General features: G+C 67.7%; 16 protein-coding genes. 5 read left to right on the top strand and 11 right to left on the bottom strand.

What is annotated here, in order from left to right; genetic code table 11:
* Nucleotides 1–44 precede the first annotated feature (44 nt).
* From hutU to EJP67_RS15190, 6 genes are all read right to left on the bottom strand, one after another.
* Nucleotides 45–1766, bottom strand: coding sequence for a urocanate hydratase (gene hutU / locus EJP67_RS15160; RefSeq protein WP_126022523.1), 1722 nt, complete (start codon nt 1764–1766; stop codon nt 45–47).
* A gap of 27 nt (nt 1767–1793) precedes the next feature.
* Entirely contained in the window at nt 1794–3353 is a 1560-nt protein-coding gene (gene hutH, locus EJP67_RS15165) for a histidine ammonia-lyase (RefSeq protein WP_126022524.1), read from the bottom strand.
* 180 nt (nt 3354–3533) lie between these two features.
* Nucleotides 3534–4271: a histidine utilization repressor gene (hutC, locus tag EJP67_RS15175; protein WP_126022525.1), complete on the bottom strand. Its 738-nt coding sequence runs from the start codon at nt 4269–4271 to the stop codon at nt 3534–3536.
* A gap of 10 nt (nt 4272–4281) precedes the next feature.
* Entirely contained in the window at nt 4282–5067 is a 786-nt protein-coding gene (locus tag EJP67_RS15180) for an ABC transporter ATP-binding protein (RefSeq protein ID WP_126022526.1), read from the bottom strand.
* Nucleotides 5067–5921 carry an ABC transporter permease gene (locus EJP67_RS15185; RefSeq protein ID WP_418120425.1) on the bottom strand — a complete coding sequence of 285 codons (855 nt, stop codon included), beginning with the start codon at nt 5919–5921 and terminating at the stop codon, nt 5067–5069. Before EJP67_RS15185 ends, EJP67_RS15180 begins: the two co-directional genes overlap by 1 nt.
* Before the next feature lie 19 nt (nt 5922–5940).
* Complete coding sequence (locus EJP67_RS15190; RefSeq protein WP_126022527.1) at nt 5941–6912, bottom strand: ABC transporter substrate-binding protein; 972 nt, start codon at nt 6910–6912, stop codon at nt 5941–5943.
* A gap of 294 nt (nt 6913–7206) precedes the next feature.
* Between EJP67_RS15190 and recQ the strand changes: the two genes are divergently transcribed.
* The gene (recQ, locus tag EJP67_RS15195; RefSeq protein ID WP_126022528.1) at nt 7207–9099 is read left to right on the top strand and encodes a DNA helicase RecQ; all 1893 of its coding nucleotides are present in this window, start codon (nt 7207–7209) and stop codon (nt 9097–9099) included.
* Nucleotides 9100–9131: 32 nt separating this feature from the next.
* Nucleotides 9132–10013, top strand: coding sequence for a LysR family transcriptional regulator (locus EJP67_RS15200; RefSeq protein ID WP_126022529.1), 882 nt, complete (start codon nt 9132–9134; stop codon nt 10011–10013).
* 10 nt (nt 10014–10023) lie between these two features.
* On the opposite strand, the gene EJP67_RS15205 is transcribed toward EJP67_RS15200, so the two are convergent.
* The 5 genes from EJP67_RS15205 to EJP67_RS15225 all read right to left on the bottom strand — a co-directional run bounded on the left by EJP67_RS15205 (nt 10024) and on the right by EJP67_RS15225 (nt 17428).
* Nucleotides 10024–11016 carry a tripartite tricarboxylate transporter substrate binding protein gene (locus EJP67_RS15205; protein WP_126022530.1) on the bottom strand — a complete coding sequence of 331 codons (993 nt, stop codon included), beginning with the start codon at nt 11014–11016 and terminating at the stop codon, nt 10024–10026.
* On the bottom strand, nt 11006–11842 hold the full coding sequence (locus tag EJP67_RS15210) for an amidohydrolase family protein (protein ID WP_126022531.1): 837 nt from the start codon (nt 11840–11842) through the stop codon (nt 11006–11008). The genes EJP67_RS15205 and EJP67_RS15210 overlap by 11 nt, the downstream gene beginning before the upstream one ends.
* Before the next feature lie 130 nt (nt 11843–11972).
* The gene (locus EJP67_RS15215) at nt 11973–13178 is read right to left on the bottom strand and encodes a nucleoside hydrolase (protein ID WP_126022532.1); all 1206 of its coding nucleotides are present in this window, start codon (nt 13176–13178) and stop codon (nt 11973–11975) included.
* 210 nt (nt 13179–13388) lie between these two features.
* Nucleotides 13389–15011 (bottom strand): S41 family peptidase, encoded by a 1623-nt coding sequence (locus EJP67_RS15220; protein WP_126022533.1) that lies wholly within the window; start codon nt 15009–15011, stop codon nt 13389–13391.
* Between the two features lie 92 nt (nt 15012–15103).
* The gene (locus EJP67_RS15225; RefSeq protein ID WP_126022534.1) at nt 15104–17428 is read right to left on the bottom strand and encodes an ATP-binding protein; all 2325 of its coding nucleotides are present in this window, start codon (nt 17426–17428) and stop codon (nt 15104–15106) included.
* A gap of 116 nt (nt 17429–17544) precedes the next feature.
* Here EJP67_RS15225 and EJP67_RS15230 point away from each other — a divergent pair, with 116 nt between their 5' ends.
* From EJP67_RS15230 to EJP67_RS15235, 3 genes are all read left to right on the top strand, one after another.
* Nucleotides 17545–18744: a threonine ammonia-lyase gene (locus EJP67_RS15230; protein ID WP_206169502.1), complete on the top strand. Its 1200-nt coding sequence runs from the start codon at nt 17545–17547 to the stop codon at nt 18742–18744.
* Nucleotides 18745–18863: 119 nt separating this feature from the next.
* Nucleotides 18864–19016: a hypothetical protein gene (locus EJP67_RS33620; protein ID WP_165909630.1), complete on the top strand. Its 153-nt coding sequence runs from the start codon at nt 18864–18866 to the stop codon at nt 19014–19016.
* Nucleotides 19017–19169: 153 nt separating this feature from the next.
* A complete protein-coding gene (locus EJP67_RS15235; protein WP_126022535.1) occupies nt 19170–21035 on the top strand; it encodes a phosphoenolpyruvate carboxykinase (GTP) in 1866 nt (621 codons plus the stop codon).
* Nucleotides 21036–21270 lie beyond the last annotated feature (235 nt).

Here is a 21270-nt window from a genome sequence, read left to right on the forward strand (position 1 = left end):
CCTTCGGCTTAAGGTGCCGCCGTTCTTCGCGGCGGCGCCCGCCCTCACTTCACCATCGGCAGCTTCAGGCCCTGCTTCTTCGCGGTGGCGACGGCAATGTCGTAGCCCGCGTCGGCATGGCGCATCACGCCAGTGGCCGGGTCGTTGAAGAGCACACGCTCGATGCGCCTGGCGGCCGCGTCGGTGCCGTCGCACACGATCACCACGCCCGAGTGCTGCGAATAGCCCATGCCCACGCCGCCGCCGTGGTGCAGGCTGACCCAGGTGGCGCCGCCTGCGGTGTTGAGCAGCGCGTTGAGCAGCGGCCAGTCGCTCACCGCATCGGTGCCGTCCTTCATCGCTTCGGTCTCGCGGTTGGGGCTGGCCACCGAGCCGGTGTCGAGGTGGTCGCGGCCGATGACGATGGGCGCCTTCAGCTCGCCGTTCTTCACCATCTCGTTGAACGCCAGGCCCGCGATGTGGCGCTCGCCCAGGCCCAGCCAGCAGATGCGCGCCGGCAGGCCCTGGAACGCGATGCGTTCGCGCGCCATGTCGAGCCAGCGGTGCGTGTGCCTGTTCTCGGGGAACAGCTCCTTGATCTTGGCGTCAGTCTTGTAGATGTCCTCCGGGTCACCCGAGAGCGCCACCCAGCGGAACGGGCCCTTGCCCTCGCAGAAGAGCGGGCGGATGTAGGCCGGCACGAAGCCGGGGAAGTCGAAGGCGTTCTTCACGCCCTCGTCGAACGCCACCTGGCGGATGTTGTTGCCGTAGTCCACCGTGGGAATGCCCATGGCCTGGAAGTCGAGCATGGCCTGCACGTGCACGGCGCACGACCTGGCTGCCGCCTTCTTCAGTGCGTCATGCTGCGAGGCGTCCTTCATGGCGGCCTGCCATTGCGGCACGGTCCAGCCGGCCGGCAGATAGCCGTTGATCAGGTCGTGCGCGGAGGTCTGGTCGGTCACGAGGTCGGGCTTCAGGCCGCCGGCCTTCGCACGCTTCACCAGCTCGGGCAGGATCTCGGCCGCATTGCCCAGAAGCGCGATCGACACGGCTTCCTTCGCGTCGCAGTGCTGCTTGATGAGCTCGAAGGCGTGGTCGATGTCGCGCGCCTGCTTGTCGACGTAGCGGGTGCGCAGGCGGAAGTCGATGCTCGACTGCTGGCACTCGATGTTCAGCGACACAGCGCCGGCCAGCGTGGCGGCCAGCGGCTGCGCGCCGCCCATGCCGCCCAGGCCGGCCGTGAGGATCCACTTGCCCGCGAGACTGTTGTTGTAGTGCTGGCGGCCGGCCTCCACGAAGGTCTCGAAGGTGCCCTGCACGATGCCCTGGCTGCCGATGTAGATCCAGCTGCCGGCCGTCATCTGGCCGTACATGAAGAGGCCCTTGCGGTCGAGTTCGTTGAAGTGCTCCCAGTTGGCCCACTTCGGAACGAGGTTGGAGTTGGCCAGCAGCACGCGCGGCGCGTTCTCGTGCGTCTTGAAGACGCCCACGGGCTTGCCCGACTGGATGAGCAGCGTCTCGTCGTCGTTCAGCTCCTTCAGCGAGGCGAGGATCTGGTCGAAGCAGGCCCAGTCGCGCGCAGCGCGGCCGATGCCGCCGTACACCACCAGATCCTGCGGGCGCTCTGCCACCTCGGCGTCGAGATTGTTCTGCAGCATGCGGAAGGGAGCCTCGGTGAGCCAGCTCTTGCAGTTGAGCTCGCTGCCGCGCGGGGCGCGGATCACGCGCGTGGGGTCGTGGCGCGGGTCGGTGGCGGTGTTCAGGGCGAATTTGTCGGGAGCGTTCATGGCGGGTTCTCCTAGTCGGGGTGTGTTTTACGAGTGGCTGGGCAGGATGTCGAGCAGCGCGGCCGGCAGCTCGGCCTTCAGCGCCCACTGGCGCATGGCTTCGATGTCGGGGGCGAGGTAGCGGTCGGTCTCGAGGAAGGCGACCTTCTGGCGGATGGCGGCGAATTCGGCTTCGACCAGCGGCGAGCTCCTGAGCTTGCGTTTGAGTTCGATGCCCTGGGCGGCGGCCATCGCTTCGATGCCCACCACCACGGCCGTGTTGTTGACCATGTCGGCCAGGCGGCGACCTGCGAAGGTGGCCATCGACACATGGTCTTCCTGGTTGGCCGAGGTCGGCAGGCTGTCGACGCTGGCGGGGTGCGCGAGCGACTTGTTCTCCGAGGCGAGCGCCGCGGCCGTGACCTGCGCGATCATGAAACCCGAGTTCAGGCCGCCGTCGCGCACGAGGAAGGGCGGCAGGCCCGACAGGCCGCTGTCGAGCAGCAGCGCGAGGCGGCGCTCGGAGATCGCGCCGACTTCGCTCACGGCCAGCGCCACGATGTCGGCCGCGAAGGCGACGGGCTCGGCGTGGAAGTTGCCGCCCGAGATGACCTCGCCGGTGTCGGTGAAGACCAGCGGGTTGTCGGATGCAGCATTGGCCTCGATGACCAGCACGCGCGCGGCGTGCGCGAGGTTGTCGAGGCAGGCGCCCATCACCTGCGGGATGCAGCGCACGGAGTACGGGTCCTGCACGCGGCCGCAGTCGGCGTGCGAGGGAACGATCTCGCTGCCTTCGAGCAGCGTGCGCACCGCGCCCGCCACGGCGATCTGGCCCGGCTGACCGCGTGCGGCGTGGATTCGCGCGTCGAAGGGCTTGATGGAGCCCTGGATGGCTTCGAGCGACAGCGCGCCCGACATCAGCGCCGAGGCGAATACGTCTTCCGCGCCGAACAGGCCGGCCAGCGCGAGCGCGGTCGACACCTGCGTGCCGTTGAGCAGCGCCAGGCCTTCCTTCGGGCCGAGCACGAAGGGTTCGAGGCCGATGTGCTTCATCGCTTCGGCGCCGCTGACCACGCGGCCGTCGGCCAGCGTCGCCTCGCCTTCGCCGATCAGCACGCAGGCGAGGTGCGCGAGCGGCGCGAGGTCGCCCGAGGCGCCCACGGAGCCCTTGGCCGGGATGCGCGGCATCACGCCCGCGTTGAACAGCGCCAGCAGCGCGTCGGCCAGCGCGGGCCGCACGCCCGAGTGACCGCGCGCCAGGCTCACCGCCTTGGTCGCGAGGATCATGCGCACGACAGGCGCGGCCAGCGGCTTGCCGGTGCCCACGCTGTGCGAGAGCACCAGGTTGCGCTGCAGCTCCGCCAGGTGGTCGTTGCCGATGCGCGTGCTCGCGAGCTTGCCGAAGCCGGTATTGATGCCGTAGACCACCTGGTCGTTCTCGACGATGTGGCGCACGGCGGCCTCGGCGCGCTGCATGCCCTCGCGCACCGACGCATCGAGCGCGAGCTTCACGCCGCCGGCCTGGATGCGGCGCAGCGTCGCGAGGTCGACCTCGCCGGGCACGAGGGTCAGGGTGGCATCTGGATGGGCGGTGTTTTTGCTTGGCATGTGAACCTGTCTATACAAGTAGTTGCGAGTGAAAGCTGAGTCGATGGCGACGACAAAAAGACCTACGGCCCTTCGCGGAACACCGCGGAACCGGCTTTGCCGGGCCGCAGGTGTTGCCCCCGGCGAGGGGGTTGGCGAAGCGACACGAAGTGCGCGAAGACTGGGGGAGAGTTCATTGCTTCAGCCGAAGCTGGGGTTGCCGTCGGCTTTGAAGCGGCTACCGAGGCTGTAGCGCGAACCTGGGTGCAGGCAGCGCACCCACGTCACGGGAACATTGCGCGACCAGGTGCGGCGCGTGAGCAGGAGGCAGGGGTCGGTGGGCGTCATCGCGAGGCGCTCGGCCTGCTCGGCGTTGGGCAGCACTGCGTCGACCACGTGCTCGATCTGGTCGAAGGGCACGTTGCGCACCAGGTACTCGCTGGGCGGCGTCGCCGAGAAGTCCTGCTCCAGGTAGTCAGGCACCACCTGCGGGTTGACGAAGCGCTCCTCCAGCTGCACCGGCGTGCCGTTCTCCAGGTGCAGGCACACGCTGTGGAACACCGAGTCGCCGGCGCGCTTGTCGAGCCACGCGGCCACGTCGGGCGAGGCGGCGAGGCGCTCGACGGCGATCATCTCGCAGCGGTAGTCGTGCCCGCGCTGGCGGATCTCGCTGGCGATGTTGGCGATCTGCAGCAGCGTGGACTGCGGCTTGTTCTCCGCCACGAAGCTGCCGACGCCGGCCACGCGCACGATGCGGCCCTGCTCCACCAGCTCGCGCAGCGCGCGGTTCACCGTCATGCGCGCCATGCCGAACTGCGCGACCAGCTCGTGCTCCGACGGCAGGCGGTGGCCGGGCGGCCACGTCCCGTCCTGGATCTTGCGGGAGATGTGATCCATGACTTGCGCGTAGAGCGCGAGGGTCGGCAGGTCGCGTTTCATCGTGTCTTCGTCAATGCTCCGCCGCGACCATCGATTCGGCGCGGATTTCTTCTGTCAGGCGCGCCTTGATTTCCATGAACTCCGGCGAGGTCTTGATGGTGTAGCTGCGTGGGTGCGGGAAGTCGACCGCGATCTCGGTCTTGATGCGCCCCGGCCGCGCGCTGAACACCGCCACGCGGTTGGCCATGAAGATCGCCTCGTCGATGTCGTGCGTGACGAACAGCACCGTCTTCTGCGCCGATTCCCAGATGCCCAGCAGCAGTTCCTGCATGAGCACGCGGGTCTGGTTGTCGAGCGCGCCGAAGGGTTCGTCCAGCAGCAGCATCTTGGGGTCGTTGGCCAGCGCGCGCGCGATGGCCGTGCGCTGCTGCATGCCGCCGGAGAGCTGCTTCGGGAAGTGGTTCTCGAAGCCGCGCAGGCCGACCTTGGCGATGAAGAACTCGCTGCGCTCCTTCTGGTCGGCCTCGCTCATGCCGCGCTCGCGCAGGCCGAAGCGGATGTTCTGCGCCACCGTGAGCCACGGAAAGAGCGTGTAGCTCTGGAACACCACGCCGCGGTCGGCGCCGGGGCCTTCGATGCGCTGGCCGTCGAGCAGCACCTGCCCCGTGGTCGGGAAGTCGAGCCCCGCCACGATGCGCAGCAGCGTCGACTTGCCGCAGCCCGAGGGGCCGAGGATGGTGACGAAGTCGTTCTCCTTCACCTCGAAGTCGATCGGCTGCAGCGCCTGCGTGCGCTGGCCCTTGGCGCCGGTGAAGACGCGAGAGACGCCCTGGATGGAAAGTTGGTTCTGCGACATCACAGTGCTGCCCACGCGAAGAGACGGCGGTTGATTGCCTTGAAGGCGAAGTCGGACAAAAGGCCGATGACGCCGATCACGATGATCCCGAAGATGATCTGGCCGGTGTTCAGCAGCGCCTGGCTGTCGGTGATCATGTGGCCGATGCCCGAGGAGGAGCCGATGAGCTCCGCCACGATCACGTAGGTCCATGCCCAGCCGAGCACGAGGCGCAGCGTCTCGGCGATGCCCGGCGCCGCGCCCGGAATGAGCACGCGCGCCACGATGCCGCGGCTGTTGGCGCCCAGCGTGTAGGCGGCCTCCACGAGGTCGCGCCGCGCGCCGCCCACGGTGACGGCCACCATCAGCACGATCTGGAAGAAGGAGCCGATGAAGATCACCAGCAGCTTCTGCATCTCGCCCAGGCCCGCCCAAAGGATGAGCAGCGGAATGAAGGCCGAGGCCGGCAGGTAGCGGCAGAAGGAGACGAAGGGCTCGAAGAAGGCCTCCACGGCCTTCCATGTGCCCATGGCGATGCCCAGCGGCACGGCGAACACGGCTGCCAGCAGGAAGCCGCCGAACACGCGCCACACGGTCATGCCGATGTCGCCGATGAAGCCGTACTCGGTGAAAAGCAGCCAGCCTTCCTTGACCATGGTCGGCGGACTCGCGAGGAAGGTCGGCGGCACGAAGCCGCCGAGCGTGGCGATGGCCCACACGAGCACGAAGACGACGAAGAAGGCGAGCCCCAGCAACACGCGGGCGCGCGTGCCGATGGGCTCCAGTGGCGCGAGCGCGCGGCGGCGCGCGGGCGCGACGACAGGCACCGCTGCGGGCCTCGAGGCTGGCGCTGCGGCCACCATGGCGGACGGCATCTGCGACATCTGACAGGCCTTACTTGACGAAGCTTGCATCGAAGGTGGCCGAGAGATCTTCCGGCGCCTTGCGGATCACGCCGGCTTCCAGAAGGATGGGCGTGGCCTCCTTCATGAAGCTGGTGAGTTCGCCCGCGAAGAACTTCTGGTTGGCCGCCTTGTCCTGCCAGCGCAGGAAGGCCGACGACTTGGCGAACTGCTCGCCGCTCTGCTTGACGGCGGAGCCCATGAGCTCGTTGGACTTCTCGGGCTCGGCCTTGATCATGTCCAGCGCGTCGAAGTACGACTTGGTGAGCGCGGCGGCGGCCTTGGCGTTGGCCTTGAGCCAGGTGGGCGCGCAGCCGACCGTGTCCATCACCATCGGGTAGTCGAGCGTGGTGGCCAGGATCTTGCCGGCGGCTGGGTTGGCGCGCACGGTCGAGAGATACGGCTCGTAGGTCATGGCTGCGTCGTTCTGGCCGGCCACGAAGGCCTGGGCCGAGGCCTGCGGCGACAGCGTGGTGGTCTTCACGTCCTTCAGCGACATGCCGTTCTTGCTGAGCATCCAGGCCAGGCCGAAGTAGGGCGCGGTGCCGGGGGCGTCGACGCCGATGGTCTTGCCCTTGAGGTCGGAGAACTTGCTGACGTCACCGCGCACCGCGAGGCCGTCGGCGCCGTAGGACTTGTCCATCTGGAAGATCTGCACGATCGGCACGCCGTTGGCGTTCCAGGCCACGTGCGTCTCGACGGTGGTGGCCGCGCACTGGATGGCGCCGGAGGCCAGCGCGAGGTGGCGGTCCTTCTGCGGGATCATCTTGAGTTCGACGTCCAGGCCGTTCTTCTTGAAGATGCCGGCCTTGTCCGCCAGCGAGAGCGGCGCGAAGCCGGTCCAGCCGGACATGCCGAGCGAGATCTTCGTCAGATCCTGGGCGGCGGCCGTTCCGGCCATGCCTGCCGCACATGCGCCCGCTGCAACCAGCGAGGCGAACTTCACAACTACCGTCTTGACCATGGGTACTCCTGGGTCTGTTCTTTGAGGGAAAAAGGCTCGGCGGCGGGCCCGATGGCCGGGTAACGCACGCCTCGCATTGTTGCCAGGCGCCCCAACTTGTATATACAGGATAACCCGAAAGGCCATTTCTGGTGCATTTGCTTGGGAAATGCACCTTTTTGCTGTCTAGACAGGAGGGACGCAGGACGGCAGCAACCATTGCAAACCTCGTGCCACAGTCATATCTGTGGCGCTGGGGGACAATCGACGGCCGCCCTCTTTCCCCTCCCTTCCGACCTCCCCCGCCCGCCGCCCGTGTCCTCTCTCGCCCCCCAACCCATCGACATCTCCGGCAGCAGCGCCCCCTCCGACATCCTCCACGAGGTCTTCGGCTATGCGCAGTTCCGGGGGGCCCAGCAGGACATCGTCGACCACGTGGTGGCCGGCGGCGACGCGCTGGTGCTGATGCCCACGGGCGGCGGCAAGTCGCTGTGCTACCAGATCCCGGCGATCGCCCGGCAGCGCGCGGGCAAGGGCGTGGCGATCGTGGTGTCGCCGCTGATCGCGCTGATGCACGACCAGGTGGGCGCGCTGCACGAGGCCGGCGTGAGCGCGGCCTTCCTCAATTCCACGCTCGACTGGGAAGAGACGCAGGATGTCGAGCGCCGCATGCTGCGCGGCGAGATCACGCTGCTGTACGCGGCGCCCGAGCGGGTGAACACGCCGCGCTTCCTGTCGCAGCTCGATTCGCTGAAGGAGCGCGGCAAGCTGTCGCTCTTCGCCATCGACGAGGCGCATTGCGTGAGCCAGTGGGGCCACGACTTCCGCCCCGAGTACCGTGCGCTCACCGTGCTGCACGAGCGCTATGCCGGCGTGCCGCGCATCGCGCTCACCGCCACGGCCGACGCGCTCACGCGGGCCGACATCGTCGAGCGGCTGCAGCTGGAGGACGCGCGCCAGTTCGTCTCCAGCTTCGACCGGCCCAACATCCGCTACACCATCGTCGAGAAGAAGGACGCCACCACGCAGCTGCTGCGCTTCATCGAGCGCGAGCACGAGGGCGACGCGGGCGTGGTCTATTGCCAGTCGCGCAAGCGGGTGGAAGACGTGGCGGTGCAACTGCGCGACGCGGGCATCAACGCCCTGCCCTACCACGCGGGCCTCGACGCCGCGGTGCGCCAGCAGCACCAGGACCGCTTCCTGCGCGAGGAAGGCATCGTGATGGTGGCCACCATCGCCTTCGGCATGGGCATCGACAAGCCCGACGTGCGCTTCGTCGGCCATCTCGACATGCCCAAGAACATCGAGGGCTACTACCAGGAAACCGGCCGCGCCGGCCGCGACGGCGGCCCCGCCGACGCCTGGATGGCCTACGGCCTGCAGGACGTGGTCAACCAGCGCCGCATGATCGACGAGAGCCCCGCCGGCGAGGAATTCAAGCAGGTGATGCGCGGCAAGCTCGACGCCCTGCTCTCGCTGGCCGAGGCCAGCGACTGCCGGCGCGTGCGCCTCCTGGGCTACTTCGGCGAGAAGAGCACGCCCTGCGGCAACTGCGACAACTGCCTGAACCCGCCGCAGGTCTGGGACGGCACCGATGCCGCGCGCAAGCTGCTGAGCACCATCTACCGCGTGCAGCAGTTGAGCGGCATCAGCTTCGGCGCCGGGCACATCATGGACATCCTGCGCGGCAAGACGACCGAGAAGGTCAAGCAGTTCGGACACGAGCGCATCAGCACCTTCGGCATCGGCGCCGAGTTCAGCGAGGTGGCGCTGCGCGGCGTGCTGCGCCAGCTGATCGCCACCGGCGCGCTGGCGGTGGACGCCGAGGCCTTCAACACGCTGAAGCTCACCGAGGGCTCGCGCGCCGTGCTCAGGGGCGAGACGCCGGTGACGCTGCGCGAATCGGTGTCGTCGCCCGCCGAGCGCAAGCCCCGGCGCGAGAAGGCCGCCAAGGGCGCGCCGCCGCCGGCCGCCGCCAAGCTCGACGAGACGGGCCGCAAGCGCTTCGACGCGCTCAAGGCCTGGCGCGCCGAGGTGGCGAAGGAGCACAACCTGCCGGCCTACGTGATCTTCCACGACGCCACGCTGGCGGCCATCGCCGAGCGGGCGCCCGCCTCGCTGGAAGACCTGCAGGGCATCAGCGGCATCGGCACCAAGAAGCTCGAGGCCTACGGCAGCGAGGTGCTGCGCGTCTGCGAGAACTTCTGACGGCCTGAAGAAAAGCAGGAAGGGGCGCCGCCGTGGACACCCGCCAGATGCGCTGCGTCGTCGCGATCGCCGAGGCGGGCAGCCTCACCAAGGCGGCCGAGCGGCTGGGGCTGGCGCAGCCGGCGCTCACGCAGACGCTGAACCGGCTCGAGAAGGAGCTCGGCACGCCGCTCTTCACACGCACGCGCCGCGGCGCCGCGCTCACCGATGCGGGGCAGGCCGTCATCGACGACCTGCGCGCCAGCCTGGCCTATGGCGATGCGGCCACCGAGCGTGCCCGTGCGATGGGGGCAGGACGCGCGGGCCGGCTCACGATCGGCTTCGTCACGCATGCGGTGTACGAGGTGCTGCCGAACGCGCTGCGCCGGCTGCGCGCCGAACATCCGCAGCTCGACGTGGTGCTGCGCGAGATGAGCAACGCCGAGCAGGTGGCGGCGCTGGAAGGCGGGCGCATCGACATCGCGCTGCTGCATCCGCCGGTGTCGGTCACGGCCCGGGTGCACGAGCTGCGGCTGGGCGAGGAGCCGCTGATCGCCGCGCTGCCCGCCGCGTGGCCGCTCGACGAAGACGGCTGCGTGTCGCTCGCCGATGTCGCGCGGCACGGCCTGGTGTGGTTCCCGGAGCAGCAGATTCCCGCCCTGCGCGCACAGCTGCTGGGCGCGCTGCGACGCGCCGGCCACGAGACGCGGGTGGTGCAGGACGCCAATCGCACGCTGACGGTGCTGGCCTGCGTGGCGGCCGGGCTGGGCTGGTCGCTGCTGCCGCGCTCGGTGCGCGCGCTGCGGCACGAAGGCGTGCGCTACGCTGAGGTGCGCGACGGCGCGGGGCTGCCGGCCTTCGAGCTTTCGGCGCTGTGGCTGGCGCGCTCTCGGCCCACCTTCGCCGACGCGTTCGCGGCCATGCTGCGCGGCTGAGGCTGCGGCCTCAATCGAGCTGGATCTTGTTGTCCTTCGCGAGCTTGGTCCACTTGGCGATCTCGGCGCGGCGGAAGCTGTCGAGCTCGGCGGGGCTGGAGCCGATCACCTCGGCGCCCAGCGCTTCGAGCCGGCTGCGCACTTCCGGGTCCTTGAGCGCGGCGGCGAATTCCTTCGACAGGCGCTCCGCCACCGGCGCGGGCGTGCCGGCCGGCACGAACACCGCGTTCCATTCGTAGACCTCGTAGCCGGGCAGTCCGGCCTCGGCCACGGTGGGCAGCTGCGGCAGCGCGGGCGCATGCGCCTTGCCGGTCACGGCCAGCGGGCGCAGCTTGCCGTCCTTGATGAAGGGCATGCTCGAAGCCAGGCTGGCGAAGAACACCGGCACATGCCCCGACATCACGTCGGTGAGCGCCGGGCCGCCGCCCTTGTAGGCCACGTGCGTCATCTGCACGCCCGCCATCGATGCGAACAGCTCACCCGCCAGATGCTGCGCCGAACCGTTGCCCGACGATGCGTAGTTGATGCCGCCCGGCTTCGCCTTGGCCTGCGCGATCAGGTCGGCAACGCTCTTGAACGGCGCCGACGGGTTCACCACCAGCACGTTGGGCACCTTCACCAGCAGCGACACCGGCGCCAGTTCGCGCAGCGTGTCGAAGGGCATCTTGCGCAGCGCCGGGTTCTGCGCGTGATTGGAGGCGTCGAGCAGCACGGTGTAGCCGTCGGGCGCGCTCTTGGCGACGAGGTCGCCGCCGATGGCGCCGCCCGCGCCGCCGCGGTTGTCGATCACCACCGGCTGGCCCAGCTTCGCCGAGAGCCTGGGCGCCACGATGCGCGCCACCGCGTCGACCGTACCGCCCGGCGGATAGCTCACGACCAGCCGCACGGGCTTGGACGGCCACGCCTGGGCATGCGCGCCCAGGCTGCCCATCAGCAGGGCTGCGCCGGCGAGCGCGAGCGGAACGGCGCGCAAGAGCCGCGCGCGGGTGATTTCATTGGTCATCTCTGATGTCTCCTGTCTTGAACTTGAAAAGCAGCGCCGGCGTGTCGACCAGGATGCGTCGACGCACGGCGGCCTCGGGCACCCAGCCGGCGAGCGTCGCGTGGGCGGTTGTGTAGTCGGCGATCTCGCGGTGCTGGGTGTGGGGCCAGTCGCTGCCCCACATCAGCCGCTCGGGGCCGAAGGCTTTCAGCAGCGCCTGCGCGGCGTCATGCGCGCAGGCATCGGTGGACGCGGGCCAGTTGCGGTAGGCGGCCGAGAGCTTGACCCAGATGCGCTCGCAGTCCGCGGCGCCGAGCAGCCAGGCGAAGCCTTCATCGTCGGCGGGCGCCGATGAGGGACGGCCGAAATGGTCGACGACCAGCGCGCACCCGGCATCGAGCACAGGCTGCGCGGCCAGCGCGAGGTCGCGCGACTCGCGATGCAGCTCCACATGCCAGCCCAGCGCATTCACGCGGGTGAAGAGCCGTTGCCAATCGGGCCGGGCGAGCTCGGGCATCGGCATGCCCACGATGTTGAGGCGGATGCCGACGATGCCGGCTTCGGCCATGGCCTGCAGCGTGGCGTCGTCCACCCGCGGATCGACCACCGCGACGCCGCGCAGGCGGGCGGGGGCCGCGCGCAGCGCGTCGATCAGGAAGCCGTTGTCGGTGCCGAGGAAGCTGGGCTGCACCAGCACCCCGTGCGAGACGCCGTGCGCATCGAGCAGCGAGAGGTACTCGTCCAACGTCGCCTCGTAGTCGGGCGCGTGCCGGCGCGTCGCCGCCAGGGGCAGGCCACGCGCGAACACGTGGGCGTGGCTGTCGATGGCGGTGATGGGGGAAGGCACGGCGGCGGCGTCTCTGTCGGAATCGTTGTGCGTCCGCGGAAAAGCGGACGTGGGCGAGTATCCGAAGGACGACGCCTGCCGGGAACGGGTCTCCCGGTTGCGTTTGGATAAGCGCGGCTTATGACGCCGCTCAGTTCGACGTCAGGGGCAGCACGACCGGCACGGGCCGCGTGAGCAGGTCGACGTAGAGCTCGAAGAAGCGCGCGTTGTCGAACTTCTTCACCACCGTCATCTTCTGCAGCGTCGGCCCCGCGGGCTGCGAGGAATAGCCGATGGAGCGGCCGTTGTCCGCCGCGCCCGGCTTGGCGATGACGTCGACGTAGCGGTCCACCGTCTGCGTGGCGTAGCTCGGGTCGATCAGGTAGGCCAGCGTGAGCGTGTCCCAGATGTTCTGCGTGTAGTTCGGGTTGGTCTCGAAGCCGTTCTTGCCGTCGAAGCCGTAGCCGTTGAGCTTCTGGAACACGTCGGTCACAGCCGTGGGCTTGGCCGGGTGCGCGATGCGGTCGTAGATGGGCTTGGTGAGGAACACGGTGTCGGTCACGTCCAGCGGCACCACCACCTGCGGAATGGGCAGCCGCACCACGAACTGCGCCGCGTCGGGGTCGAACCACCAGTTGAACTCGGCCGCCTTGGTGGTGTTGCCGGGCACGTCGATGGCGCCGCCCATGTAGATGATCTTCTTGATGAGCGGGACGATCTCGGGGTTCTGCTTCACCGCGAGCGCGATGTTGGTGAGCGGGCCGATGGCCAGAATGGTGATCTCGCCGGGGTTGGCCTTCACGGTGTCGACGATGAAGTCGACAGCCGTCTTGCGCTGCACCACCGTGTGCTTCGCGAAGCCGTCGGGCGAGGGCTTGAGGTCGGCATCGGTCCTGGGCTCGGGGCCGCCCCAGGCGCCGAGGTAGCCGTCGCCGCCGGCACCGGCGGCCATCTCGGCCTCGACGTCGGCAAAGGTGTGGTTCAGCGCGTAGTTCGCGCCCGAGTAGATGCCGATGCGGTCGCCCACGCCCAGGCGCTCCACCGACATCAGCGCGTCGGCCACGCCCTGTTTGAGCCACTGGTTGCCCGAGACCACGCTGATGCCCATGACCCGCACCTTGCCCTCGGCCTGCAGCTGCGCGGCCATCACGCCGAGCTGGCCGTCGTCGCTCATGGTGTTGTAGTCGCTGTCGATGATGATCTTCTGCGGACCGGCGCTGCCGCCGCCCGATCCACCACCGCCCCCAGCGCCCCAGCCCGGACCGAGGCCGATGCCCGAGCCTCCGTTCCCGCCGCCTCCGCAGCCCGCCAACGTCGTGATGACGGCGATCAACATCGCCCCGATCCATTTGCGCATCGTGTCTCTCCTGGTACTAGGAAGTTGGTTCTCAGATGGGCCAAGTCCTGCCACTCCGAGATACAAACGTTTGCGCAAAGCTTTGCGCAAACGTTTCACCCACTCTACGGCGCGAGTGACGGGGGTGGCAAGCGCCAGCGCTAGGGGTTTTCCGCGAGCCGAAAGGAGGCCCTGGCAGCGCTCAGAACTGCTCGGGCGGCGCGCGGTGTCTCAGGCCGGATCGGGCACGCCGACCAGGCGGTTCTCGCGCAGCGGCGAGCGGCCTCGCAGATAGGGCTGCTCCGCTTCAGGCTCGGTCGCCTTCTCCAGGCCCTGCACGGTCGTCTTGGCGGAGACGGAACAGGAGCCCGAGCTGCGCAACGCGAGCGCGGCAGCGAGCCGCGCCTCGGCCTTGTCGCCAAGCTGGTGATTGAAGTCGTCAGCCACGACACAGCCGGCATTGGGCGCCATGCCGTCGCCGTAGTCGCCCTCGCCCTTCTGGTTCACCCCCTTGAACTGGATCGCGAAGTAGGTGGTGCCGCAGTTGTCCTGCGGATAGAAGCCATAGGGCTTGCCGCAAGTGGTGCCGCCGACGAGATTGACGGTGACACCCACGCCGCGCAGGCTGTTGACGACCGACTCGCTCGCCGAGCAGGTGTCGGGACCGGTGAGCACGGTCACGCGCGAGAGGCCCAGCCAAGGCAACGCCTGGCCGCTGCGGCTGGTGGCCGTGAAGGGCGTGAGCGTCTGCGCGACCGTGAGGTGGAACGGGTTCTTGTCGTTGAAGACCAGCTGCTCGAAGGTCTTGCCGGCTGTCACCGACGGCGACGCGATCATGTAGGCCAGCCGGCTGGCGATGAGCAACTGGCCGCCGCCGTTGTAGCGCATGTCGAGCACCAGGTCCTGGATGCCGGCGCCCTGCTTGAAGGTGTTCACCGCATTGATGAGCTGGGTCTCGGACGTGGTGATGTGGTCGTTGAACAGCAGATAGCCCACGCGGCCGTTGCCGGTGTCGATGACCTGCACGTTCTGCACCGGCGTGCTGGTGATCTTCGCGGCCGTCAGCTGCACCGGCGACTGCGCGACGCCGTTCACCTCGAAGGTGAAGGTGTGCGATTCGCCGATGGCCTTGGGCGAAAGCGCTCCGTTGATCGCGTTGACGTTGGCCGTGCCGGTGCTGCTGACGACGTTGATGCCGTCGATGGTGAGGATCTTCGCGCCGCGCAGCAGGCCGGCATTGGTGGCGGGCGAGTTCGGCTCGACGAAGGCGATGCGGATGTCGCGCGGCGGCGAGCTGCGTATCGCGGCCGTCTCCATGCCGTAGCCGGCGGAGACGCCGCCCTGCGTGAGCTGGCGGTACGCCTCGGTGTCGTAGGTGAAGTGGAAGCGGTCCTTGGCGCGGCCCGAGGGCGTGGTGGCCGTCGTCTTGAGCACGTTGAACCAGGTGATGGGCGTGGCGTAGTCTGCGGCCTTGAGGGTGGTGGGCACTTCGCCGTACCAGAGGTAGGTTTCGTCGATCCAGCCGCGCACCCAGCTTTTTTCATTGTCGAGCGTGCCGCCGCGGTCGGGGTAGGCCGCATTGGTGTCCGGGTTGATGCCGCTGCGCGGCGATGCGCACAGTCCCGCGACGGTGGCCGAGGCAACGATGCCGTCGCCGCTGCTCGGGGGAGTTGTTGCCGGTGGTGTCGTGGTGCCGGGGATCAGGCCGATCGGCAAGCCACCGCCGCCGCCCCCTCCTCCGCCGCCACCGCAGCCCGCCAGAAGGAACGCGGCAGCGAGCGCCGCGCCGGCGGCAGCCCATGCACCAGGAAGCGGCGGCCGCCGCGCGTCGTCGACCTTGCGAGATCCCACCATGCGCTCCTCCTCGTGCCCGCGATGGCGGGCGGATGTTTTCGTTCTGCGCGGCGACGGCCGCCCGCGCCTTCGGCTTGCCGCTGGAGCCTGAGCTACTGCACGAAGCCCATGCCGCGCGATTCGCGCACTTCGGGCTTGATGCGGTGCTCGGCTTCGAGCTGGTCCAGGAACTCGCTAGCGGAGAACTCCGTGGCCAGGATATCGGTCTGCCTTTTCACCGCCGCGAAATCGCCCGGGCACAGCTGCCCCAGCGCTGCGAGGCGCGAACGCATGGCAGCCGTCATGAGCTCGGCGTCGCCCGCGAGCGCCTCGGTGACGAACATGCGCTCGCGCTGCGCCGGGGTGAGCGGCATGAACTTGATCTTGAAGGTGAAGCGCCGCAGCGCCGCCTGGTCGAGCCGGTCGAGCAGGTTGGTGGTGCAGACGAAGACGCCGTTGAAGCGCTCCATGCCCTGCAGCATCTCGTTGACCTCGGTGACCTCGTAGGTGCGCTGCGCCCCGCGCCGGTCCTGCAGGAAGCTGTCGGCCTCGTCGAGCAGCAGCACCGCCTTTTCGGTCTCGGCCTCGCGGAACATGGCGGCCATGTTCTGCTCGGTTTCGCCGACGTACTTGCTCATGAGGTCGCTGGCCTGCTTCACGATGAGCGGGCGGCCGATCGAGCGGGCGATGTGCTCGGCCAGCGCCGTCTTGCCGGTGCCCGGCGCGCCGTAGAAGCACAGCGTGCCGTGACCACGCGCCTTCAGCGCCTCGACGATGCGCGGGATCTCGAAGCGGGTCTCGACATTGAGCATGTCGAGGTCGTAGGTAGTGACGCTGCGGCGGTCGCCACGCGAGGCATCGGCGGTGCCGAGGGCGAGGTCGGCGTTGCGCAGCTGGCGTTCGATGAGCGCTTCCATCGAGGCGCCTTCGGCGCCGGCCAGTCCGGCGAAGCGCACCGCCGTACGGATCTGCGCGGGCGTGAGGCCCTTGCGCTCCGCGAGCTTGGCGGTGAAGGCTTCGGACACGACCACGCCTTCGAGCGTCTTCTTCACGAGCTGCTCGCGCGCGCCGGGCGGCGGCGACTTGAGCTCGAGGTGATAGGCGAAGCGCCGGCGGAAGGCCGGGTCGATCTGCTCGATGCGGTTGGTGACCCACAGCGTGGGCACCGGGTTGGCCTCCAGGATCTGGTTGACCCACGCCTTGCCGCTCACGCTGCCGCTGGTGGGCGCGGGAATCTGCTCGGCGCGCGCCATGAACTGCGCGGCCTCGGTGCTGATGGGCGGGAACACGTCCTCGACCTCGTCGAACAGCAGCGCGGCCTGCGCGCTGCCCTTGAGGAACACCTGCGCGATCTGCAGCGAGCGATAGCGGTCGCGGCCGCTGAGCGAATTGCCGTCGCGGTCCGCGTACTCGACCTCGAAGAGCTCGAGCCCGGCCGCCTGCGCCACGACCTTCGCGAGCTCGGTCTTGCCGGTGCCTGGCGGGCCGTAGAGCAGCACGTTGACACCGGGCTCCTTGCGCGCAACGGCGGCACGCAGCAGCGTGACGAGCATCTGCGCGTCTTCCTGCACGAAGGAGAAGTCCTGCGGCGTGAGCGCGCTCTTGGCCGAGGGGCGCGTGAACACGGCCATCAGCTCGTTGTGGTCGCGGTACTCGCGCATGAGCACCGGCGGCAGCTTCTCGCTGACCTTCATCAGGTCGGCGAGGTCGGTGATGTTGTGCTCCGAGATGAGGTTCTCGACGAGCCCGATGCGCTCGAGCCGCGAGCCCGCGCGCAGCGCCTCGCCCACGTCGCTCGCGTTCACGCCTGCGATGTCGGCGATGGCGGCATAAGCCTCGGGTGCGTTGTTGACCTTGAACTCGACCAGCAGCGAGCGCAGGTCGCGCTGGTAGCGCGCGAGCGTGCCGTACAGCAGCAGCGCACGCTCGGCCTTGTTGAGCTGCAGCAGGCCCGCGAGCGCGTCGATGTTCTTCTCGACCAGCGTCGATTGCTTGCGCAGCGCGTGCGTGAGCCAGTCGCGCGTAACGGCCAGCACCGAAAGCAGGTCCTTGGGCTGGTCCTTCGCGTATTCGTCGAGATAGAAGAAGAGCGTGCCTTCCTCGTACGGGCCGCGCCACACGCCGTGACGCTCCAGCAGCGTGCGGCCATCGAAATCTTCGACGCCCTTCCAGGCTTCGTTGCCGGCACAGCGTCGCCCGAGGAATTCACGCAGCCGCTGCAGTACCGCGGCAGGCCACACGAGATGCCGCCCGGTGAGCGAGAGCAGCCCGTTGATATCGCGCCGCACGTTGAAGCGCGGCCCCTGCTTGGCTGCGAGCGTGAGCACGAAGTGCGAGCACATGAGCTCGAGCACCGGTGCCTCCTTGAGTCCGGGCGACGGCAATGCCTGCCCGCGTACCGCAGCAGCCACGACATCGACACCCGCACGCTTGACCATCAGGCAACCTCCAACGAGGACAATTTCGGAGAGACCATAACGCAGACTTTTGGCTTCGGGAAGACCGTGAAACGGGAAAAACCCTGATGGGTGCGATTCCAGCCACAATGCGCGCCATGGTCGGAATCCAGGAAATCGAACGCGCCGCGGCGCGGCTCCAGGGGCAGGTGCTCAACACGCCGTGCGTGGAGTCGCGCACCCTTTCGGAAATCGTCGGCGCTCAGGTGTTCCTGAAATTCGAGAACCTGCAGTTCACATCCTCGTTCAAGGAGCGGGGGGCATGCAACAAGCTGGTGGATCTTTCGGAGAACGGTACACGCGGAGTGATCGCCATGTCTGCCGGCAACCATGCGCAGGGTGTGGCCTATCACGCGCAACGCCTCGGCCTGCGGGCGCTGATCGTGATGCCGCGCTTCACGCCCGGCGTGAAGATCGAACGCACGCGCGGCTTCGGCGCCGAGGTGGTGCTGCACGGCGACACGCTGGAAGCGGCGCGCACCCATGCCTTCGAGCTTGCGCAGCGCGAGGGGCTGACCTTCGTGCATCCCTACGACGACGAGGCGATCATCGCCGGCCAGGGCACCGTGGCGCTGGAGATGCTCGACGCCGTTCCCGATTTCGACGCGCTGGTGGTGTCGGTCGGTGGCGGCGGGCTGATCGCGGGCATGGCAGTGGCCGCGCGCGAACGCAAGCCGGACATCGAGATCGTCGGCGTGCAGACCACGCGCTTTCCGGCGATGGTCAACGCCGTCAAGGGTACCCACCATGCGCAGGGCTCGAGCACCATCGCCGAAGGCATCGCGGTCGGTACACCCGGTGTGCTGACGCAGCAGATCATCGCGAGCAAGGTCGACGACCTGCTGCTGGTGGATGAAGGCGATATCGAGCAGGGCGTGCTGATGCTGCTGGAGATCGAAAAGACCCTGGTCGAGGGTGCGGGTGCTGCCGGGCTGGCGGCGCTGATACGGCACCCCGAGCGCTTCCGGGGCAAGCGCGTGGGACTGGTGCTGTCGGGTGGCAACATCGATCCGCTGCTGCTGGCGGCCATCATCGAGCGCGGCATGGTTCGGGCGGGGCGGCTGGCGCGCATCCGGGTGAGCGCACGCGACGTGCCGGGTTCGCTGGCCCACATCACGGCCACTGTGGCCGAAGCGGGCGCTAACGTCGACGAGGTTCATCACCAACGCGCCTTCACCATGCTGGCGGCACAGAACGTCGATGTCGAGCTGGTCCTGCAGACCCGCGGACGGGCCCACCTGGCCAGCGTGCTGTCCGCGCTGAAGGGCGCCGGCTTCGAGGCCGAAGAGCAGCATTGAGCTGCAAGATCAAGCCCGCAAGGCGCTGTTTGGGGGCTCGCATCCCCCTAGAACGGCTCCGGACGGCCCGCCGGTAAAATGCCATCAGTTTGTCAATTGCGTATTCGAGGAATTTCCCGATGTCCAATCCCACTCCCGTCGAGCCGAGCCACAGCGCGGCCGTCGAACATGACGCTGTCGAGTCGGTCGTTCACCTGATGCCGCTGGTGCTTCCGCTGGCCGGCGGCGTGCTGATGCTGCTGCTGGCATCCATCGCCGTCTACATGGCCTGACGCTGACAGGCGTTAGCGCCTTTGTCCGCGGGCGGTGCGGCCCGCGCTGACGCAATCTCCCGAAGCGAAACGTTTTCTCAAACGGACCTCCGTGCCTGAGCTGGCGCGGCGTCCCGTTCGGAAAGACGATTTTTCAACTTAGGAGATTTTCCGATGAACGCACCCACGATGAAGGGCCTCACCATTCAGGCGCCCTCATACGTCAAGAACGCGAAACTGATTGCCTGGGTGGCCGACATGGCCGCGCTGTGCAAACCCGAAGCCATCCACTGGTGCGACGGAAGCAAGGAAGAGTACGACCGCCTGTGCCAGCAACTGGTCGACGCCGGCACCTTCAAGAAGCTCAACCCCGCCAAGCGGCCCAATTCCTTCCTCGCGGTGTCCGACCCGAGCGACGTCGCGCGAGTGGAAGATCGCACCTACATCTGCTCCGAGCAGAAGGAAAACGCCGGCCCCACCAACAACTGGATGGCTCCCGCCGAGATGCGCGCGACCCTGCAGCCGCTGTTCGACGGCTGCATGAAGGGCCGAACGATGTACGTCGTGCCGTTCAGCATGGGCCCTCTGGGTTCGCCGATCGCGCACATCGGCATCGAGCTCTCCGACTCGCCCTACGTGGCGGTCAACATGCGCATCATGACCCGCATGGGCAAGGCCGTTTACGACGTGCTCGGCGCCGACGGCGAGTTCGTGCCCTGCGTGCATACCGTGGGTGCACCGCTCGAGCCTGGCCAGAAGGACGTGTCCTGGCCGTGCAACAAGACCAAGTACATCGTTCACTACCCCGAGACGCGCGAGATCTGGAGCTACGGCTCGGGCTACGGCGGCAACGCGCTGCTGGGCAAGAAGTGTTTCGCGCTGCGCATCGCTTCCAACATGGGCCGCGATGAAGGCTGGCTGGCCGAGCACATGCTCATCCTCGGCGTGACGAGTCCCGAGGGCAAGAAATACCACGTGGCGGCGGCTTTCCCCAGCGCCTGCGGCAAGACGAATTTCTCGATGCTGGTGCCGCCTGCGGGCTTCGAAGGCTGGAAGGTTACGACCATCGGCGACGACATCGCCTGGATCAAGCCCGGCAAGGACGGTCGCCTCTATGCGATCAACCCGGAGGCTGGTTATTTCGGCGTGGCGCCCGGCACCAACATGCTGACCAATCCGAACTGCATGGACAGCCTGCACCACGACGTGATCTTCACGAACGTGGCACTCACCGATGACGGCGACGTGTGGTGGGAAGGCATGGAGCAGGACACCAAGACGCTGCCCGGGCATCTCACCGACTGGCAAGGCAAGGACTGGACCCCGCAGATCGCGAAGGAAACCGGCGCCAAGGCTGCGCACCCGAACTCGCGTTTCACCGTGGCCGCGACGAACAACCCCGCGCTGGACGATGCCTGGGACGACCCGAAGGGTGTGGCGATCGACGCGTTCATCTTCGGTGGCCGCCGGTCGACCACCGTGCCGCTGGTGACCGAGGCCCGCAACTGGGTCGAGGGTGTCTACATGGCAGCGACCATGGGTTCGGAAACCACCGCTGCCGCAGCCGGCCAGCAAGGCGTGGTGCGCCGCGACCCGTTCGCGATGCTGCCGTTCATGGGCTACAACATGAGCGACTACTTCCAGCATTGGCTCGATCTGGGCAAGAAGCTGGAAGCTGCTGGCGCGAAGTTGCCGAAGATCTACACGACCAACTGGTTCCGCAAGGGAGCTGATGGCAAGTTCGTCTGGCCAGGCTATGGCGAGAACATGCGTGTGCTGAAGTGGATGATCGATCGTGTCGAAGGTAACAAGACCGAAGGCGTGGATCACATCACCGGCGTGAGTCCGCGCTATGAGGATCTGAACTGGACTGGCTTGAATTTCAGCGCGGAGCAATTCGCTACTGTGACGAGTATCGACAAAGCTGCATGGCAGGCCGAGTTGAAGCTGCATGCGGAGCTGTTCAAGCAGCTCGAGCATCATCTCCCGAAGGAGCTTCCGGAGACCAAGGCTGCGATTGAGCAGCGCTTGGCTGCTTGATAGCAAGCTGCTTCAAAAAAGCAAAAGCCCGATGGAAATCCATCGGGCTTTTTTATTTGTGCGCACTTCTCAGCAGAGCGGCATAGGCTACCAAGTCGGTTGGCTGCGGGGTTGGTGCAGTTAGCGCCGCGAGTAATTCAGTTCTCGCAGTCGCTGTGTAGCCCGTTTTAGTCCGTCTCCTGGCGTTTTTTCTTGTTTGTGCTGTGCAAAGCAAAAACCCCCGATCGCGATGGAC

Origin of the sequence: Variovorax guangxiensis, assembly GCF_003952165.1 — a bacterium.
GTDB classification, from domain to species: domain Bacteria; phylum Pseudomonadota; class Gammaproteobacteria; order Burkholderiales; family Burkholderiaceae_C; genus Variovorax; species Variovorax guangxiensis.

Bases quoted from the DNA above. Each gene is read 5' to 3' on its own strand.
- EJP67_RS15180 (WP_126022526.1), bottom strand. From the start codon at position 5,067: ATGTCGCAGAACCAACTTTCCATCCAGGGCGTCTCTCGCGTCTTCACC.
- EJP67_RS15230 (WP_206169502.1), top strand. From the start codon at position 17,545: ATGGTCGGAATCCAGGAAATCGAACGCGCCGCGGCGCGGCTCCAGGGG.
- hutH (WP_126022524.1), bottom strand. From the start codon at position 3,353: ATGCCAAGCAAAAACACCGCCCATCCAGATGCCACCCTGACCCTCGTG.
- hutU (WP_126022523.1), bottom strand. From the start codon at position 1,766: ATGAACGCTCCCGACAAATTCGCCCTGAACACCGCCACCGACCCGCGC.
- EJP67_RS15235 (WP_126022535.1), top strand. From the start codon at position 19,170: ATGAACGCACCCACGATGAAGGGCCTCACCATTCAGGCGCCCTCATAC.
- EJP67_RS15220 (WP_126022533.1), bottom strand. From the start codon at position 15,011: ATGGTGGGATCTCGCAAGGTCGACGACGCGCGGCGGCCGCCGCTTCCT.
- EJP67_RS15225 (WP_126022534.1), bottom strand. From the start codon at position 17,428: ATGGTCAAGCGTGCGGGTGTCGATGTCGTGGCTGCTGCGGTACGCGGG.
- hutC (WP_126022525.1), bottom strand. From the start codon at position 4,271: ATGAAACGCGACCTGCCGACCCTCGCGCTCTACGCGCAAGTCATGGAT.
- EJP67_RS15205 (WP_126022530.1), bottom strand. From the start codon at position 11,016: ATGACCAATGAAATCACCCGCGCGCGGCTCTTGCGCGCCGTTCCGCTC.
- EJP67_RS33620 (WP_165909630.1), top strand. From the start codon at position 18,864: ATGTCCAATCCCACTCCCGTCGAGCCGAGCCACAGCGCGGCCGTCGAA.
- EJP67_RS15215 (WP_126022532.1), bottom strand. From the start codon at position 13,178: ATGCGCAAATGGATCGGGGCGATGTTGATCGCCGTCATCACGACGTTG.
- EJP67_RS15190 (WP_126022527.1), bottom strand. From the start codon at position 6,912: ATGGTCAAGACGGTAGTTGTGAAGTTCGCCTCGCTGGTTGCAGCGGGC.
- EJP67_RS15185 (WP_418120425.1), bottom strand. From the start codon at position 5,921: ATGCCGTCCGCCATGGTGGCCGCAGCGCCAGCCTCGAGGCCCGCAGCG.